The following is a 17,394-nucleotide window of genomic DNA, read 5'->3' as shown; positions in this document are numbered from 1 at the left end:
TGCTCTAGTTGGCGCTGACGATGGCGCGCATGATTTTTTCCTGGCTCGCCTCGGCGGTTGGCATTTCGGCCACAAACCGCCCTTCGTTCATCACGTAGATGCGGTCCGACAGGCCCAGCAGCTCGGGCATTTCGGACGAAATCACGATCACGCACTTGCCCTCGGCCGCGAGTTGCGCAATCAGGGTATAGATTTCGAACTTAGCCCCCACGTCAATGCCGCGTGTGGGCTCGTCCAGAATCAATACCTCGGGATTGGTGAACAGCCATTTGCTCAGCACCACTTTTTGCTGGTTGCCACCCGACAGGTTGACCACTTTCTGGTCTACACCCGAGCAGCGAGTGCGCATTTTTTCGCGGTAACCCTGGGCCACGGCAAACTCGCGACCATCGTCGATCACGCCGTTTTTGGACACGCCAGGTAGATTCGCCAGCGAGGTGTTCCACTGGATGTCTTCGTTCAACACCAGGCCGTTGCCCTTGCGGTCTTCGGTGACGTAGGCCAGGCCGTGCGCCACGGCTTTTTGCACCGTGGACACGTCGATTTCCTTACCGTGCAGCATCGCCTTGCCGCTGATGCGCTGGCCCCAGGATTTACCAAACACACTCATCGCCAACTCGGTGCGGCCCGCGCCCATCAGGCCGGCAATGCCGACGATTTCGCCACGCTTGACGGTCAGGTTGATGCCTTTAACCATCTCGCGGTCGGCATGCTGTGGGTGGTAGGCGCGCCAGTCGCGCAGCTCGAACACGGTCTCACCAATATTCGGCGTACGTTTGGGGTAACGGTCGGCCATTTCGCGGCCCACCATACCGCGAATCACGCGGTCTTCGCTAATGGATTCGGCGCGGCAGTCCAGCGTCTCCACCGTGGTGCCGTCACGCAAAATGGTGATGGAGTCGGCCACCTTGGAGATTTCGTTGAGCTTGTGCGAAATCAGAATGCAGGCAATGCCCTGGGCTTTGAGTTCTAGCAGCAGCATCAACAGCGCATCGCTGTCGGTTTCGTTCAGGCTGGCCGTAGGCTCATCCAGGATCAGCAGTTTGACTTCTTTGGACAGCGCCTTGGCAATTTCGACCAATTGCTGCTTGCCCACGCCGATATTGGTGATCAGCGTGTTGGGGGATTCTTTGAGGCCGACCTTCTTTAGCAAGGCCTGGGTCTGGCTGTGTGCCGCCATCCAGTCGATCACTCCGTTGTGCGCGGTCTCGTTGCCCAAAAAGATGTTTTCGGCAATCGACAGCAGCGGCACCAAAGCCAGCTCCTGGTGAATGATGATGATGCCCTGTTGCTCGCTGTCGTGAATGCCGCTGAATCGGCGCTCCTCATCCATGTAGCGGATTTCTCCGCTATAGGTGCCATGGGGATAGACACCCGACAAGACCTTCATCAAGGTTGACTTTCCTGCGCCGTTTTCACCCACCACGGCATGTATCTCGCCTGCATGCACACGCAGATTGACCTTATTCAACGCAACCACTCCGGGGAATGTCTTGCGGATGTCGTGCATCTCCAGAATTGTTTTCAACGCCTATTCCTCTTTTAGACTTACGCAGCGCCCGTGGGCGCGGTGGTACTCACCTGCCCTCGGGCGCTGCGTAAACCGTGCTTCAGTTGAAAGCAAATTGCATCTCAGGCACAACGATCCTGCTCCACGAGACGCAGGATCGTCGGCCGTCACGGCTTACTTGACTTGCGATTCCTTGTAGTAACCGCTGTCAATCAGGATTGGCTTCCAGTTGGAAGCATCTACAGCCACTGGCTTGAGCAGGTAAGCAGGCACGACCTTGATGCCGTTGTTATAGGTCTTGGTGTCGTTGATTTCAGGCTTCTTGCCGGACAACTCGGCATCCACCATATTGGCGGTCACCTTGGCCAGCTCACGGGTGTCCTTGAAGATGGTGGAGTACTGTTCACCACGCAGAATGGACTTCACCGAAGGTATTTCCGCGTCCTGGCCGCTCACAATGGGGCAAGGCTGGGTCTTGGTGCAGTAGCCCACACCCTTGAGGGAAGACAGAATCCCGATGGAAATGCCGTCATAAGGGGACAGCACGGCATCGACCTTGTCCTTGGCATAGAAGGCGGACAGCAAGTTGTCCATACGGGCCTGGGCCACAGCACCATCCCAACGCAGGGTACCGACCTTGTCCATGCCCATTTGCTTGCTGCGCACCACCAGCTTGCCGCTGTCGATGTACGGCTTGAACACGCTCATCGCGCCGTCGTAGAAGAAGAAGGCGTTGTTGTCATCTGGCGAACCACCAAACAACTCGATATTGAACGGACCCTTGCCTTGTTTCAGGCCCAGCTTGTCCACAATGGTGCCGGCTTGCAACACGCCGACCTGGAAGTTGTCGAACGTAGCGTAGTAATCCACGTTCTTAGAGCCCTTGATCAGACGGTCATAGGCAATGACCTTGACGCCCTTGTCGGCAGCGTTTTGCAGCGCCTTGGACAGCGTGGTTCCGTCAATCGAAGCAATCACCAGGACCTTGGCACCCTTGGTAACCATGTTCTCGATTTGGGCGAGCTGGTTAGGGATGTCGTCGTCAGCGTACTGCAAATCGGTCTTGTAGCCGCGCTCCTTGAGTACCTTGACCATGTTGTCGCCGTCAGCGATCCAGCGGGCCGAAGATTTCGTGGGCATGGAAATGCCGATGGTTCCCTTGTCTTGTGCATTGGCCTGGGGTGCGAAACCCATAGCAGCCAGGGCCATGCTGGCCAGCAAGGTTTTGATAAACGTACGTTTCATTGGATGTCTCCGTTGGTTAAAAAAACGCCCCCAGTATCAAGGGCGTCGTGGTTCGCGCAGATAAGTATTTACGCTTGGGGAACTCTTGCAGCCACTTCCATCGGAAAGATACTTTCTTCAGTCAGAATGCGTTTTTGCAAAGTCTTGCCTGCCTTCAAATTTATCATGACGGCCATGAGCTTCGGGCCCAGTAACGGCCCGCACTCAACAGACACGTTCAATTTACCAGTAATCATGGCGTCGAACGCGCCCTTCACCGCATCGATGGACATAATCATGATGTCCTTGACGGGTTTGAACGTAGCGTCTTCAACCGCCTGGCTGGAACCAATCGCCATGCCCTCGTTGCGCGCAAACAGCACATTGATCTTCTTGCCCTCGGCCTTTAAAAATACCTCCATGACTTCCTTCCCCTTGGCACGGGTGAAGTCGCCATCCACGTTCTGAGCAATGAAGGAACGAATGGCCTTGATCTGATTTTTCTGCCTTTGCTGTGCATCAGAGAACTTCAACTCAATTCCGGCTTCTGCGACAGAAGCCTTGATGGAATCGGCATTAACGGTATGCCATTCGCTTTCGGCACCCACTTGGCTAAAACCCAGAATAATTTTCTCCTGTGCAAATGCAGCGGATGGCAGCAGGCCGATAAAAAACACAGCAGCCAGTACAGCTGTAAGGGTACGGCAATTGATTTTTATAGCGCCTCCTAATTGATTTCGTAGTTTGCCCGGCCTGCTATTTCAGGCCAGCATGTAGCCGGTCTTCACCGTGGTGTAGAACTCTGCTGCGTAGCGCCCCTGCTCGCGCGGACCGTAGCTGGATCCCTTGCGCCCGCCAAAAGGCACGTGGTAATCGACACCCGCTGTAGGCAAATTGACCATGGTCATCCCCACATCCGCATGGCGCTTAAAATGCATCGCGGTTTTCAGCGATGTAGTGCATATACCGGCACATAAGCCAAATGGAGTGTCGTTCGCCAAAGCCAGCGCATGCTCGTAGCTATCTGCACGCAGTACGCAGGCAACGGGGCCGAAAATTTCTTCGCGGGCCAAGCGGTGCTCTGGCTTCGCAAGGAACAATGCGGGACTCATGTAGTGTCCAGGTGTAGGACGCTCCAAGACAGCGCCCCCAAAAATATGCTCCGTACCTTCTGCACGGGCGATTTCCATCCAGGCCAAGTGCTGTACCAACTGACTGCGATCCACCACCGGACCTATGGCCGTATCCCGCTCCAACGCATGCCCAACCTTCAGCTTGATCATCCGTTGACGCAGCTGCGATACAAATGCGTCATGCACCGCCGTTTCCACAATCAACCGGCTGGATGCGGTGCAGCGCTGGCCCGTTGAGAAATATGCGCCCTGCACAGCACAATCCACCGCTTGGTCTAGGTCCGCGTCGGCCAACACCACCAAAGGATTTTTGCCGCCCATCTCCAACTGCACCTTCGCGCGCCGCGCCGAGGTGGCCTGCAAGATGCGCTCACCTGTCGCCACCGAACCAGTAAAGCTCAAAGCATTTACGCGCGGGCTATCGACCAGAGTCTGACCCACCTCACGGCCGCTACCCATGACCAGATTGAAAACGCCTGCCGGTAGACCAGAACGACTAATGATCTCCGCCAACGCCCAACCGCAGGCTGGCACTAACTCAGCGGGCTTGAATACCACGCTATTACCATAAGCGAGCGCCGGTGCAATCTTCCATGCAGGAATGGCAAACGGGAAATTCCACGGAGCGATAATGCCAACCACCCCCACCGGCTCACGCGTCACGTCAACTTGCACACCCGGCCGCACAGAGGCCATGGCCTCACCCGCAATGCGCAAGGCCTCGCCGGCAAAAAATTTGAATATCTGGCCCGCCCGTGTGACCTCGCCCACGGCTTCTGGCAAAGTCTTACCCTCTTCCCGAGCAAGTAGATTGCCCAACTCAGCTTTGCGAGCCAGGATTTCGCTGCCAATTTGGTCCAGTACGTCGAATCGACGCTGCGGTGTACTCTGACTCCAATGCGACAAAGCCTCGGCAGCGGCACGTATCGCCAGTTCGGTCTGGTTACGATCAGCACGTGCGTACTCTGCAACTACTTCACGGGTATCAGACGGATTTTCACTAATGCCGGTGGTGACACCCGTCTCCCAGCGACCATTGATGTATTGCCGGGCAGTCTGCAGTTTTTCGCCTGATGTCATGTAGATGTGATTGCCAATGTGCGAGCAGTTTAGAAATAAAATTCATATCAATCTAATCATTTTTTCAACAAAATACATATCAATGTCTGCATTCTGGAAAACCCCATGACGAATTACACCCACTGGTTCATCCGCGCTCGGCTGAAAACCCGACAGCTTTTGTTGCTGGTGGCCCTGGCGGAAGAAGGCAACATCCACCGGGCAGCCCAAGTGCTCAACATGACTCAGCCCGCTGCGTCAAAGTTGCTCAAAGACTTGGAAGACGTGCTGGAGGTGTCGCTATTCGACCGTCTGCCACGCGGCATGCAGCCCACTTGGTATGGCGAAACCATGATCCGCCATGCTCGCGTAGCCCTGGCTAGCCTGAACCAGGCACACGAAGAACTCACTGCGCTCAAAGCCGGACGCTTTGGCCAAGTCAGCATCGGTGCGATCACCTCACCGGGGCTCACACTGCTGCCGTCGGCTGTTGCCCTGGTCAAGCAGGAGCAACCCACGCTGCGTATTGCACTGGACATCGATACAAGCCCGGCGCTGATTGAGCGACTACAACAGGGCAAACTCGACATCCTGGTGGCCCGCCTTTTCGCCGAACACGATAAGACCAATCTGCGTTACGAACCCTTAGTAGAAGAGCCGGTATGCGCTGTCGTCCGACCAGGCCACCCGCTGATTGGCATGACAGGACTGACCTTGCGCGACGTAGTGGGCGCCGGCTGGATCGTCCCGCCGGCCGGCAGTGTGCTACGCCACCGGTTTGAGCTGATGTTCCAGGAGGTAGGGCTGGCCACGCCGTTGAATGTGGTTGAAAGCGCCGCCCTGCTCTTCATCACCCGCATGCTGCAGCAAAGCGATATGGTGGCCGTAATTGCCGCCGATGTCGCCAAGTACTATGCTGCCCACGGCATTGTTTCCATAGTGCCGTTGGAAATACCATGCCATATGGATGCATTCGGCATCATCACCCGTACCGACCGCCTACCCTCCCCCGCAGCCAAGGTGATGATGAAGGCCCTGAAGACCGCCAGTCTGTCACTATACGGATGCAAGCTGGAGGCCGAATAAAGCTAAGCTGTCAAGCCCAGCCGGCATCCACCTTGAACTCTTGGGCGGTGCACATGGCGCCGTCACTGGAGGCCAGGAACAAAACCATGCGCGCGATATCTGCGGGCAAAATTTTGTCGGGCAGGCACTGGGTGCGCTGCAAATTGGCCTCGCCCTCGGCATCCAGCCACAGCTGGACCTGGCGCTCGGTCATCACCCAACCAGGCGAGACGGTGTTGATGCGAATGCGATCCTGGCCCAGGCTCTTGGCCAAGCCACGCGTCAGGCCATTCACCGACGACTTGGCGATCGCATAGCAGGGGTAGCCCGTGCCCTTGGTCTGCCAGCCGGTGGACCCCAGGTTGATGATGGAACCACCACCCAGTCGGCGCATGCCCGGCACCACCGACTGGATTGCAAAAAATGCCGGCCGCTCGTTGATGGCCATTCGCTGGTCGTAGTACTGGGGGGTGACCGACTCCAGCGTGTGGCGGTCGTCGCTGGCCACGTTGTTAACCAGTGCCGAAAAGTCGCCCAGAACCGCAGCGGCATCCTGTATGGCCGTTTGCAGCGCAGCCACATCCCGCACATCGCAGGTACGCCACCAGGGCGCGGCATGGCCGGCGTCCTGCAACTGCTGTGCCAGCGCGCGACTGGCATCTTCGGCCACATCCACAAAGGCGACCCGTGCGCCCTGCTCCACAAATGCCGAGACGATGGCCGCGCCAATACCACCGCCGCCGCCAGTCACAAAGACCGGCAGGTTACGCAAACTGGGGTAGGTGGAGTCCAATGCGGCGCCGGAAGATGTCGCCTGCGAATTAATGTTATTTGTCATTGCAAAATATATATCTTTAAATGCAAAAAATAATGCATTTTGATATAACTATGCCCTGCGCACCCCATCCACGTCAAGCACCGGACCTATTTACGCGCCGAACAAGGCGCAGCTTTTCACTTCAACCAACACACCATCTGCCGCCGCAGGATTTATAAAAAATATGGCTCTATCGCATGTATTACGTGCATCAGCAGCTATGAAATAAATAGCAATCACCCATCCTGCGTTAAACGCTTGCGGCCCGGTTAACCTCCAGCGCCACATGCAAGGCCACCAGAGCCTGGGTCAGCTTGTGCTGCGGGTCCAGATAGACCATGGGCAAGGATTGTTCGTGCGATTCACGTATCTTGACCGAAGAGGACAGATAGGGCTGCAGCACAGGCAGACCCTCGGCCACCAATTCGTTCACCATGCGCTGCGGCAGGTTGGCGCGCGGTTGGAACTGATTGACCACAATTCCGTCCACCACCAGGCCGGGGTTGTGGTCCACGCGGATTTCCTGCACGTTCTCCAGCAAGGTGTACAGGGCCTTGCGGGCAAACTCGTCGCAGTCGAACGGGATCAGGCAAGCACGCGCGCCAATCAGGGCGGAACGGGTATAGAAGTTCAGCGCGGGTGGGGTATCCAGGTAAATACGGTCGTAGTCCGCCCCCAATTGCTGCAAGGCTTCACGCAGCTTGTACAGCTTGTGACGCGACTCCAGCTTGCCCTCCAGCTCGCCCAGCGCCGGGCTGGACGGCATCACATGCAGGTTCTCGTGTGGCGTGGGTACGATGAAATCCGTGGGCGGTACCGTGCGCAGGCTGTAGCTCAGACAATGTTCAAAGAACCCGGCCACAGTGGGCTGGTCTTCGCGTGCCAGCGATCCCAACAGATAACTTGTGGAATTTCCCTGAGGGTCCAGATCGATTACCAGGGTGCGCAAACCCTGGCTGGCACTGATGGCGGCCAGGTTGCAGGTAATGGTGGACTTACCCACCCCACCCTTCTGGTTGAAAACGACAAGTGGCATGGCACGGTTCCTCGTACAAAGAGACAGGGGCTAAAACTCGGGCTATTGTCCACGGTCCATGCCCAACGCAGGCCAGCAGCAAATCGCATGCCCACTGCGACAAAAATAAGCCGCTGACCATCGCAGATGGCTACCGACCCAACTACGGCGATTTGGTAGCATGAAGACATGTTCAACCGCGCCTGCATCCGGCCCGCAGTCATTGCTGCCCACCTCAGTCTTTGCGCATTCAGCTGCTGCTTGGCAGCTACGCCCCCCACATTCGAAACCCCGGAAGCAGAGAAATTCGTACGGAGCATGTTGGCCGAAGCCGATGCAGGCAAGATCCTGCGCGTCAGCAGCAAAACCCTGATGCAAGCCTACAAATCCAACGAGGCTGCCGCCGACCAAAAATACAAAGGTAAACCACTGCTGGTGGAAACTGCGGTGGACCTGGTATCACGCGACATGGTCGGCGCCCTGGTGGTGTACCTTAAATCAGGCTCCTTTATGCCGGTTGCAGCCCGCTTCGACACCAAGGTCACCCTGGTCGAAGGCCTGGAAAGTAGCACCAACACCGTCAAAATCCGGCGGCTTCCAGCGGAAGAAGCCGTCACCTTGCTAAAACGCGGCCAGACCATCCATCTGCTCTGCAAAGGTGACGGTTACAGCCTGGGCTCCCCGGGGCTGGAGCTTTGCAACATGGTCAGCTTATAAAAGCTGGTATTTAAATCCCTGGCTCCGGCCCCTGCGCGCCCTTGTGCATCGTGATCACATCAAACGGGCAGCGCAGTGCGCATTTGCTGCAACCGGTACAGGCATCTATATCGCTAAGAACAGAGAACTTCCTCCAGCCCTGCCTTTCCAAGGACAGCAAATGCAGGTCGCACGTGGGCACGCACCAGCCGCAGCCAGTGCAGCGGGTGGTATCTATTACCGGTTTCGGTACTTGGCGTGGTCTACCCATTGAACCTACATCATAGAACCGGCACAACCTTGTTCACCACACAGACGAAAATCCAAAGATGCAAGAACCTTCGCCACGCTCCATACCCCGCTTCTGGTGGCACGCCACAACACTAGTCGCATTCCTGGCGGGCTGTGCCTCCACACCACCCAAGCAGCCGCTGCGAGCTGTCTCGCCAGCCGCTACCCAAGCCGCACCAGCGTCACCCTCTGCCGAAGCACAGAGCCTGCAACCAGATTTCGCCCGCTGGGTCGATAGCGTCCGCGCCCCGGCGCTTGCCGCCGGCATCAGCGATGCCACCCTGCATATCGCTTTCGACAATGTGCGTTACCTGCCACGTGTGGTCCAACTAGACCAGGCACAGCCCGAATTCACGCGTACTGTCTGGGACTATCTGGACTCAGCCGTATCCCCGCAACGCGTGGTGCGCGGCCAGGACAAACTCCTGCAAGTCCGGGCTGAAGCCGATGCAGCCGCCACCAGCTACGGCGTACCGGCCAGCACCCTGGTCGCCATCTGGGGCATGGAAAGCAACTATGGCAGCAACTACGGCGACATCCCCACCATTGACGCGCTGGCAACGCTGGGTTTCGAAGGGCGGCGCGAAGACTGGGCCCGTAGCCAATTGCTGGCAGCGTTGAAGATTCTGCAAAACCGTGATATCGACCGTGCCCACATGATCGGATCCTGGGCTGGCGCCATGGGCCAGACCCAGTTCCTGCCATCGAACTTTCTGGCCTACGCCGTAGATGCCGATGGCGACGGCCGCCGCGACATCTGGGGCAGCATGGCCGATGTACTGGCCTCGACAGCCAACTTCCTGGCCCACTCAGGCTGGCAAGCTGGCCAGCCCTGGGGCACTGAGGTGCAGCTCCCCGCAGGGTTCGACTTCGGCCGCGCCGACACCCAGATACGGCAAACCGCCGAGCAATGGGCAATGGAGGACGTGCGCAGCATGGACGGCGCAGCCCTGCCCGCGCTGGACGCGGCAGAAATCCTGTTGCCTGCAGGCGCACGCGGACCCGCCTTTCTGGTGGGCCCCAACTTTCGCGCCATCCTGCGCTACAACAACTCCACCAGCTACGCGCTCGCGGTCAGTCTGCTAGCCCAGCGCCTGGACAATGGGCCCGCTGTACAAGCGGCGTGGCCGCGTGATCTGCAAGCCCTCACGCGCAGCCAAATACGGGAGCTACAAACAGCACTGAACCAACGTGGATTTGCCAGCGGCAGCGCCGACGGCCTGATGGGCCCCACCACACGCGACGGCCTAAGAAAGTACCAACGCAGCCTGGGCCTGCCGTCCGACGGCTATCCAGACCTGGAGTTGTTGCAGCGCTTGCAAGCGCCATAGCATTGCGGATTCAGGACATCCGCAATGCACCGGTAGCCCGACCGTCAAGCCAACTGGCGTTGTACATGCTTGAGTAAGCCTTCACAGGCATCTTCAACCAGGTCCAGTACGGCCTCAAACCCTTGCTCCCCTCCGTAATAGGGGTCCGGGACCACCGGGTTGTCATAGTGTTCACAGAACTCGGTCAAGCGCCGGATCTTGGAGTGGTGACGGGACGGGCTTTCGCTCTGCGTCAAAGCCAGGTTATCCCAGTCCATCACCAGAATCAGGTCGTATGCGTCAAAGTCCGCATCCCGGATCTGCCGCGCCCGTAAACAAGACAGGTCGTAGCCACGCCGGGATGCATGCGCCTGCGATCGGGCGTCAGGGGGACTATTGGGATGGTAGTTGTGGGTGCCGGCGGAATCCACGTGGATTCGGTGCCCCCAGCCCTGTGCAGTGACCTTGTGCAGGAACACGCCATGGGCGGTCGGACTGCGACAGATATTGCCCATGCAGACAAATAGAACAGAGAAGGTTTTCATCATCATCGTCGTCGTGCGGGATGCCCAATCCTGGTCAAGCGGGAAGCAACAGTACCAGAGTTCCCAATCGGGCCATGCTTCTACACTAGGATGACAAATATACTGTATATTAAAACAGTATTTAGCCCAACTACAGATGTGAGAGCCCGCATGGAAACCATGATCGAAACCCTGTACACCGTCACTCTCAGCGACTACCCCGATCTACCCGAGAAGGAACGCATGGCTGCGGAAGCGCGCTACTGCAAAGCGTTAGAGCGGCGTATAGGCCCGCCGGAAGACGTAGCGCATGTACTCAAAGCAATAGAGCGTCTGACAGACGACAGTGATGTACAAGAACCCAGCGATGAAACGCGTAAGCTGGTAAGCCATTGGCATCTTGCGTGTAACGTGGCACGAACTGCGGGCTTGCAAGGGTTGGGGGATCTACCAGAAGCCTGGTTTGATGTCCGTGTCTTGTAAGCAGCCCCCTCAAACGTTGCAAAACTTTGGCTGCTGCAATCCAGAGAAACGCCAGCACCGAAATACATCGTTCCGAAGCCCATGTTGAATCTTCTCTTCACAACCGTTACCGAAGCCCTTGCAGCCACCGGAGCATCCGCTATGGCTCCAAGCTTGTTGGGCAGGAGTCTCAGTGTCTGGGAAGTATTGCTTTGCGGCGGTTTGGCATGGGCCTGCACAGCCTGCGTACTACGCTACCGCAAACGCCAGGAACGCAAGCGATTGGTTAGCATGCGCGACTCGGCCTTGTGGTGATGCAGCAGCCAGTTCGGGCGATTTCATCAACCGATTGGTTGAAATCAGCAACTCGCCAACCAGCCTCCGCTGGTGTCGACGGGAGGATTCAGTCCCCCCGCAGGGGTTTAGGCACAGCATGCCTGATCACGCCTTTGCGCCCCCGTACAAAAACCATACGAATCTGTTAGACGACTGCCAAGCAGAAGCAATAATCAACATGGTAAAAGCAAAAAACCATTAATCGTAAGCTATTGATTTAGCTTACTCTTAACGGGTTTTTTTAATACATGCCCTTTTCGTCAGCCAGGCGGATATAGGGACGGTCGGCGGGGCATTTGGCCCGGTCGCACTGGAGTTTTGTCAGGGGCATACAGGCGCGTTTGGGGGCATATTTTCTGGGGGCACAAAAAAACTGGATTTATGCCCCCAAATATGCCCCCACCAAATGCTGGCTGTCAACGAACTACTTTGAACCTCCACGAACGAAAAAGCCCCGACTAGCGGGGCTTTTAGCGTGGTTCCTGAACTTCTACGAACTTCCTGGAACCGGTTCTTGGCGGAAAGGGTGTCTGCCAATAAGTGATCCAAAGTAGTCCAACGAAATCCACTAACCCATTGATATTAAATAGTTTTTAAAAAATAGCCGTCCAATCTACGCCAAAAGCATTCAACCCAATCTGAGAATCTATGGTAGAAACCATGGTAGGAACAGAAAAAGGGAAATAGCCAATGGTTCGCAAGGCAAAAGACTTATCAGCGCTGGAAGTGGGCCGGCTGACCACACCCGGCAACCATGCAGTCGGGGGGGTGGCTGGACTATATCTCTACGTCAATGATGCGGGCGCACGGTCATGGGTACTACGCACGATGGTCGGTAGCAAGCGCCGCCACATGGGGCTCGGTGGTTTTCCAGACGTGCCACTGGCTATGGCAAAAGAAAAAGCCCGCAGAGCACGCGACGAAATTGCCCAAGGCATTGATCCAATTGCCCAACGCAAGGCGGCCACCAGCTTGCTACGCGCACAGCAGGTGATGGAAAAGACGTTTGAGCAAGCCACGGAAGGCTTCCTCGAAGCCCATGGGGATACATGGAAAAATCCCAAGCACAGAGCGCAATGGGCCAGTACCCTGGAAACCTACGCCTACCCTTTCATGGGTAAATTGCTCGTGCGCGACGTGGCCCAGGAACACGTACTCAACGCCCTGGAGCCGATCTGGAAAACGAAAAATGAAACCGCCTCCCGCGTGCGTGGCCGCATAGAAAACGTTCTGGACTGGGCTACCGTGCGCAAGTACCGCACGGGAGAAAACCCCGCTCGTTGGAAAGGCCACCTCGATATGCTGCTGGCAGCCCCCAGCAAGATCAAGAAAGTGGAGCATCACCGAGCCCTGCCAATCGCAGAGATGCCGCAGTTCATCGCGGACCTGCGCAAGCGCGAAGGCACGGCAGCGAGAGCACTGGAATTTGCCATCCTCTGCGCCTCTCGCAGTGGAGAAGTACGCGGGGCAACCTGGGGCGAGATAGATTTGGAAACGAAGGTGTGGACCATCCCGGCTGAAAGAATGAAAGCCGGCAAAGAACACCGCGTCCCCTTGAGCGAATCGGCGATTCGAATCCTCAATGCACTACCGCATCAAGATGCACCCGACCTAATATTCAAAGCGCCACGGGGCGGTCAGCTCTCCGATATGACAATGACGGCTGTCATGCGTAGGATGGAGGTTGATGCCGTCCCCCACGGATTTCGGTCTACCTTCAGGGATTGGGCAAGAGAACACACCAACTACCCGCGTGACGTGGCCGAGCAGGCACTCGCACATGAACTCGACAATAAAGTAGAGGCCGCTTATCGGCGTGGTGACGCCCTGGACAAACGCCGACACTTAATGGTGGACTGGGCCACTTTCTGCAAGACTTAACATGTACGAATTGAAAAATGATTGATGCCCCCGTTTTTTTGCCTGACCGAAAACACTACACTCTTTTGGAAATAGGTAAATCAATCGCAAACCTGGTCCCCGAAGAGCCCGACAAATCTCAGGGGATCGACTGCCTCAGTGAAAAACGCTACTCCTTAATACCATTTACCACTGAGCCAGAGTATTTATTCCAAAGAGCCATTTGCCTTAAATCCCCCTTAACAGAGATAGAGCGAGAAATACTTCAATCAATTCTCCCAGAATTGCCAAAAATTCATCACTTCATGTCAACAGAAGAGATTGAATATTTCTTCGAAAATTATTACAAACATCCCAATAGGCCACAGTGGGAACCGGCAATAACCACTCCTCGGAATAGGGAGTCCATGAAGACTGATTATGAAAACCGTGTCAGAGAGCATTGTGAAAATTATCTGAGCCAAGTAAAACAGGGAAAACTCAGACTTCTTAATGAAAAAAGAATTCTGCTTTCAGGTGAGAAAAGCGTTCTTCACTATCAAAATATGGCGTATGTGCTAAAGGAAGATGCCGTCTCTTTCTTCAAATTTATCGACCTTGAACTCCTTTTCATCGACTCACATTTGAAGGAAGATGCATCTGACGTTATTCCGCTGACACCCGCTTCTTCGGCAAGACCAGGAAAGCAGAAAAAGAAATGGACTCCTGAGCTCATTGCGGAGGCGGCCAAATATCTAGCCCAGCACGGAGAAAGGATGGCCGAAGAAAAATACCGGGTATCAGCAACGCGAATACGATTCGTGATGCGAAGAGAAGAAAGAAGAGCTCAATCCAAGGGGAAAAATTAGGCTTTGTTCCAATTACATGTTGCTCCCAGCGTCCAAGGGTCTCGCGCGAGCAGTCCGCAAGTTGAATGCTGTGCTGATAGCGCTCCAGCATGTGTCGCCAGTCCAGGTAATTGAAGAGGTACTTATTGGAGACGCCGTAAAAACGGGCCATCCAGCTCTTCAGCCTACTGTGATCCGCATTGACATTCTGGATACGAAAAGCGCCTTCACGCACCCATGACCCGCAGCAGTCATGCACCATGTAATGCGTGACCCCGCTGGTGCCAGCAACAGTGACGTAAACGACCGCCCCATCCATGCATCGCACCGACTCACGCTCGTTCAGCGGCAGCAAGGCCGCTCGCACATATGCGGCGTCGAACTTGTCCAACTGAAAGCCAGCCATGTTCACGGCACGGTCACGCACCACCATCACCGGGATCTGGTCGGGGCAGGTCGCGTTGTGCCCCTTGAAGGACTCCAGAAAGAAGACCTCGTCGGGTTCGATAATGCCGCGCTCACGACTATCACAATGTGCGGCGGCACGCCCGGTATCGGTAACGCCGCAAGCAACGGCTCCAGCCTTAAGGGGCCACTCGCGGGGCCAGCGCTTGGCAATGGCGTCCGCCTGGTAGTTCCGACAAAACCGCTATGGGCGCCTACTACGGAGAATGCTCACTAAATGCACGTCGCACCGTAGCTCTTTGCATGACTGTGAGTTGGTTGAGCGGCTCCAAACAGTACTAAAAGTCTTGGGTCCATGGGGACCTTCTCCATCTGTGGCCACCTGCAGATTACTCCGTCAACACGTGATTCTGAGACCGCCAAAAATTAGCCCCAAGCAGAGAATTGGAGCAGTTTTTTCAAGAGCGCAACCAGTTACGAGTCAAAGAAGTTGAATAAAAACAATGGCTTACGTGCTCACCGCAACCGCTTGACACGTAACCCAGTTGCCGAATCAGAATTTTCACCATCAGTAATCCCGGCACTTACCGGACCATGGTGGATAAGCAAAACGTATGCAGTCCACCCAAAACGATGGTGGAACTATGCAAAATTCTCGAATCAGAACGGCGTCTGCGGTTCCTCAAAACAAGCAAGCTGATGCGCCGTGCCGCATTGGCCGGAACGAAATCTGCACGCTGACACGCAATAGTCAGCAATCACTACAGCCCGCCTCCATGCAAGCCGCCGAGGGCCGACGCACAGAATCACCCCAAGCACCAAGTTCAACAAGGGTTGCTGTCACGAGAGAAGTTCGTCAATCCGCGATGTTGACAGCCCATTCGGACGGTAGCAACCGACGCGAGATACGCATTCTCCGCTTAGCGGATCTAAAGGCGCGCATTGGTCTCGGGCGGTCGGCCATTTACTACTTAATGGACCGGCGTTCCCCATATTACGACGCGTACTTTCCCCGAAGCGTCAAGATTTCCGCGAATTCCGTGGGATGGATTGAGTCCGAAATAGATGCGTGGCAGGAATATCGAGTTTCAGCAAGTCGCAACTGATCTCCGTACGCGGAATAGTCCCCCCAGCAACTAAACAGGCCACCGCACAAGGCCAGGAGAAATGCACGCCCAAAAAACATATTCCATGTCTCCCCGTTCACTCACATCAACCATCAGCCGCAAAACAGTAAATGCGATTTATAGAGCCACCCTTTTCACTCTACGCAAGGCAAGTCTTATAGAAAACTCATACCAACCCGCTCTAGCACGAATACATGTATTAGCCGAAACCAATCGCTTAAAGAAAGATCGTCACCATGAATCCCCCTAGCATCACCCCAAAGTTCCCACACTGGTCCGCACCCGAAATCCTGAAGAATGCAGTCCTAGAAACACAGAGCCACACACAGACACCTATGTCGATGGTATTTTCATCGGCATTGGCTGCCGTCTCATTGGCATGTCAAGACCAGATTCGCGTTAAGTTACAGGGCGGTCATGAAGCCCCTCCAAGCTTATACACCGTCTCAATTGCAGAGTCTGGAGAGCGAAAGACGCAAGTCGATCGGCTGCTTTTTCAAGGCGTTCGAAACTTTGAAAAGTCGCATCTAACCACTCAAGAGTCAAAGCAGGAAGACCATGAAATTGCAATGCAACTATGGGAAGCCGAACGCGTAGTGAGAGAATCATCTTTTCAAAATGCACTGAAAAAAGGAGAGTCCGCCGATGCTGAAAAGTCGGCATTACAGGCGCACCTCAAACTGAAGCCTCTTTCAGCCAAAGTGCCTAAACTCATCTATAACGATGCAACGCCGGAAGCTATTATTTGGGGATTGCATACCCAATGGCCTTCCGGAGGACTTATATCGGACGAAGCAGGCATGGTTCTAGGCAACCATGCAGGACGAAACTTGCCTTTGTTAAACAAGCTTCGGGATGGAGACAGTATCACCATTGATAGAAGGTCGGTTAAAAGCTTCACTGTGCGAGAGCCCAATTTCACGCTGGCGCTCATGATCCAGCCCAGGACGTTTAATCACTTCTTGGAAACCCAGGGCCAAAACGCACGTGATGTTGGTTTCTTTGCTCGCTGTTTGATAACGTATCCGGAATCAACACAAGGGTGGCGATTCATTTCCAACATCCAAGACGTAGCTTGGAAAGATTTACCGATTTTTCAGGATCGCATCGAATCCATTTTGCATGATGGCTACAAGAATAATGCCCAGTCCAATAAAGTGACGCTGGAGCTATCTACGGAAGCCCGATTTAACTGGCTCCGCTTTTACAACGCCGTGGAAGCGGATATGGGTAATGGTGGCTATCTGTGCGACGTGAGAGATGCTGCATCCAAGATAGCTGAAACATCCATTCGAATGGCGGCGCTATTTCACCACTTAGAAGGTCGCACCGGTCAGATTCAGGTAGACACGTATGACCAGGCGAGTAATATTTGCTCCTGGTACCTATTGGAATTCAAACGCATTTTTGGTACCAAACAGGAAGTACCGATAGAACAATTGGATGCGCAGCAGTTGGAACTTTGGCTCTGGGAGATCTTCAAGAAAGGTGGGAACTATCACCCGATCCGGAAAAACTTCATACGCCAATATTGCCCCAATAACCTGCGCGACAAAAACCGGCTCAACGCTGCCCTTTGGGAACTTGCTCGCATGGATAGGATCTCGTTCGGCATGATAGGTCGAACGGAAGTCGTCAATCTGAATCCAAATTACTTCACGGCTCAAGCATATACGCAGCCGCATGACAACCAATCTATCCAGCAGTTCAGAATAGGTAGACTTTGATTTATC

General features: G+C 55.2%; 15 protein-coding genes and 2 pseudogenes. 8 read left to right on the top strand and 9 right to left on the bottom strand.

Annotated features, from left to right (window positions below; all coding sequences use genetic code 11):
- Window positions 1–4: 4 nt before the first annotated feature.
- The 4 genes and pseudogenes from mmsA to AC07R0_RS00670 all read right to left on the bottom strand — a co-directional run bounded on the left by mmsA (window position 5) and on the right by AC07R0_RS00670 (window position 4,947).
- On the bottom strand, window positions 5–1,510 hold the full coding sequence (mmsA, locus tag AC07R0_RS00685; protein ID WP_495077196.1) for a multiple monosaccharide ABC transporter ATP-binding protein: 1,506 nt from the start codon (window positions 1,508–1,510) through the stop codon (window positions 5–7).
- A 174-nt stretch (window positions 1,511–1,684) separates the two neighbouring features.
- Window positions 1,685–2,755, bottom strand: a complete 1,071-nt coding sequence (gene chvE, locus AC07R0_RS00680; RefSeq protein ID WP_495077071.1) for a multiple monosaccharide ABC transporter substrate-binding protein — start codon at window positions 2,753–2,755, stop codon at window positions 1,685–1,687.
- Between the two features lie 16 nt (window positions 2,756–2,771).
- A pseudogene (locus AC07R0_RS00675) lies at window positions 2,772–3,453 on the bottom strand (type 1 periplasmic-binding domain-containing protein).
- Window positions 3,454–3,495: 42 nt separating this feature from the next.
- Window positions 3,496–4,947: an aldehyde dehydrogenase family protein gene (locus AC07R0_RS00670; RefSeq protein WP_495103391.1), complete on the bottom strand. Its 1,452-nt coding sequence runs from the start codon at window positions 4,945–4,947 to the stop codon at window positions 3,496–3,498.
- Between the two features lie 105 nt (window positions 4,948–5,052).
- Between AC07R0_RS00670 and AC07R0_RS00665 the strand changes: the two genes are divergently transcribed.
- Window positions 5,053–6,012, top strand: a complete 960-nt coding sequence (locus AC07R0_RS00665) for a LysR family transcriptional regulator (RefSeq protein ID WP_495103390.1) — start codon at window positions 5,053–5,055, stop codon at window positions 6,010–6,012.
- A 10-nt stretch (window positions 6,013–6,022) separates the two neighbouring features.
- Here AC07R0_RS00665 and AC07R0_RS00660 read toward each other — a convergent pair whose 3' ends face one another.
- Window positions 6,023–6,829 (bottom strand): SDR family NAD(P)-dependent oxidoreductase, encoded by an 807-nt coding sequence (locus AC07R0_RS00660; protein ID WP_495103389.1) that lies wholly within the window; start codon window positions 6,827–6,829, stop codon window positions 6,023–6,025.
- Window positions 6,830–7,058: 229 nt separating this feature from the next.
- On the bottom strand, window positions 7,059–7,844 hold the full coding sequence (locus AC07R0_RS00655) for a ParA family protein (protein ID WP_495103388.1): 786 nt from the start codon (window positions 7,842–7,844) through the stop codon (window positions 7,059–7,061).
- 297 nt (window positions 7,845–8,141) lie between these two features.
- Between AC07R0_RS00655 and AC07R0_RS00650 the strand changes: the two genes are divergently transcribed.
- A complete protein-coding gene (locus AC07R0_RS00650; protein WP_495099102.1) occupies window positions 8,142–8,540 on the top strand; it encodes an OB-fold protein in 399 nt (132 codons plus the stop codon).
- 10 nt (window positions 8,541–8,550) lie between these two features.
- Here AC07R0_RS00650 and AC07R0_RS00645 read toward each other — a convergent pair whose 3' ends face one another.
- A complete protein-coding gene (locus tag AC07R0_RS00645) occupies window positions 8,551–8,790 on the bottom strand; it encodes a 4Fe-4S dicluster domain-containing protein (protein WP_495103387.1) in 240 nt (79 codons plus the stop codon).
- 58 nt (window positions 8,791–8,848) lie between these two features.
- On the opposite strand from AC07R0_RS00645, the gene AC07R0_RS00640 reads away from it, so the two are divergent.
- The gene (locus AC07R0_RS00640) at window positions 8,849–10,141 is read left to right on the top strand and encodes a lytic murein transglycosylase (RefSeq protein ID WP_495103386.1); all 1,293 of its coding nucleotides are present in this window, start codon (window positions 8,849–8,851) and stop codon (window positions 10,139–10,141) included.
- A gap of 44 nt (window positions 10,142–10,185) precedes the next feature.
- Here the strand turns inward: AC07R0_RS00640 and AC07R0_RS00635 are convergent, their stop codons facing one another.
- A complete protein-coding gene (locus tag AC07R0_RS00635; protein WP_495103385.1) occupies window positions 10,186–10,635 on the bottom strand; it encodes a low molecular weight protein-tyrosine-phosphatase in 450 nt (149 codons plus the stop codon).
- 180 nt (window positions 10,636–10,815) lie between these two features.
- Between AC07R0_RS00635 and AC07R0_RS00630 the strand changes: the two genes are divergently transcribed.
- The 3 genes from AC07R0_RS00630 to AC07R0_RS00620 all read left to right on the top strand — a co-directional run bounded on the left by AC07R0_RS00630 (window position 10,816) and on the right by AC07R0_RS00620 (window position 14,150).
- Entirely contained in the window at window positions 10,816–11,127 is a 312-nt protein-coding gene (locus tag AC07R0_RS00630; protein ID WP_495099099.1) for a hypothetical protein, read from the top strand.
- 1,005 nt (window positions 11,128–12,132) lie between these two features.
- Window positions 12,133–13,323 carry a tyrosine-type recombinase/integrase gene (locus AC07R0_RS00625; RefSeq protein WP_495103384.1) on the top strand — a complete coding sequence of 397 codons (1,191 nt, stop codon included), beginning with the start codon at window positions 12,133–12,135 and terminating at the stop codon, window positions 13,321–13,323.
- A gap of 17 nt (window positions 13,324–13,340) precedes the next feature.
- Complete coding sequence (locus AC07R0_RS00620) at window positions 13,341–14,150, top strand: hypothetical protein (protein ID WP_495103383.1); 810 nt, start codon at window positions 13,341–13,343, stop codon at window positions 14,148–14,150.
- Window positions 14,151–14,241: 91 nt separating this feature from the next.
- On the opposite strand, the pseudogene AC07R0_RS00615 reads toward AC07R0_RS00620, so the two are convergent.
- Window positions 14,242–14,748: pseudogene (locus AC07R0_RS00615) on the bottom strand (IS1595 family transposase); the annotation flags it as partial.
- Window positions 14,749–15,148: 400 nt separating this feature from the next.
- On the opposite strand from AC07R0_RS00615, the gene AC07R0_RS00610 reads away from it, so the two are divergent.
- Both AC07R0_RS00610 and AC07R0_RS00605 read left to right on the top strand, forming a co-directional pair.
- Complete coding sequence (locus AC07R0_RS00610) at window positions 15,149–15,640, top strand: helix-turn-helix transcriptional regulator (protein ID WP_495103382.1); 492 nt, start codon at window positions 15,149–15,151, stop codon at window positions 15,638–15,640.
- 257 nt (window positions 15,641–15,897) lie between these two features.
- Window positions 15,898–17,388 carry a YfjI family protein gene (locus tag AC07R0_RS00605; protein ID WP_495103381.1) on the top strand — a complete coding sequence of 497 codons (1,491 nt, stop codon included), beginning with the start codon at window positions 15,898–15,900 and terminating at the stop codon, window positions 17,386–17,388.
- Window positions 17,389–17,394: the final 6 nt, after the last annotated feature.

This window comes from Rhodoferax sp. GW821-FHT07F03, assembly GCF_059418745.1.
Note: the sequence above shows the minus strand (reverse complement) of the source record. Positions and strands in the feature narration are given on the sequence as shown.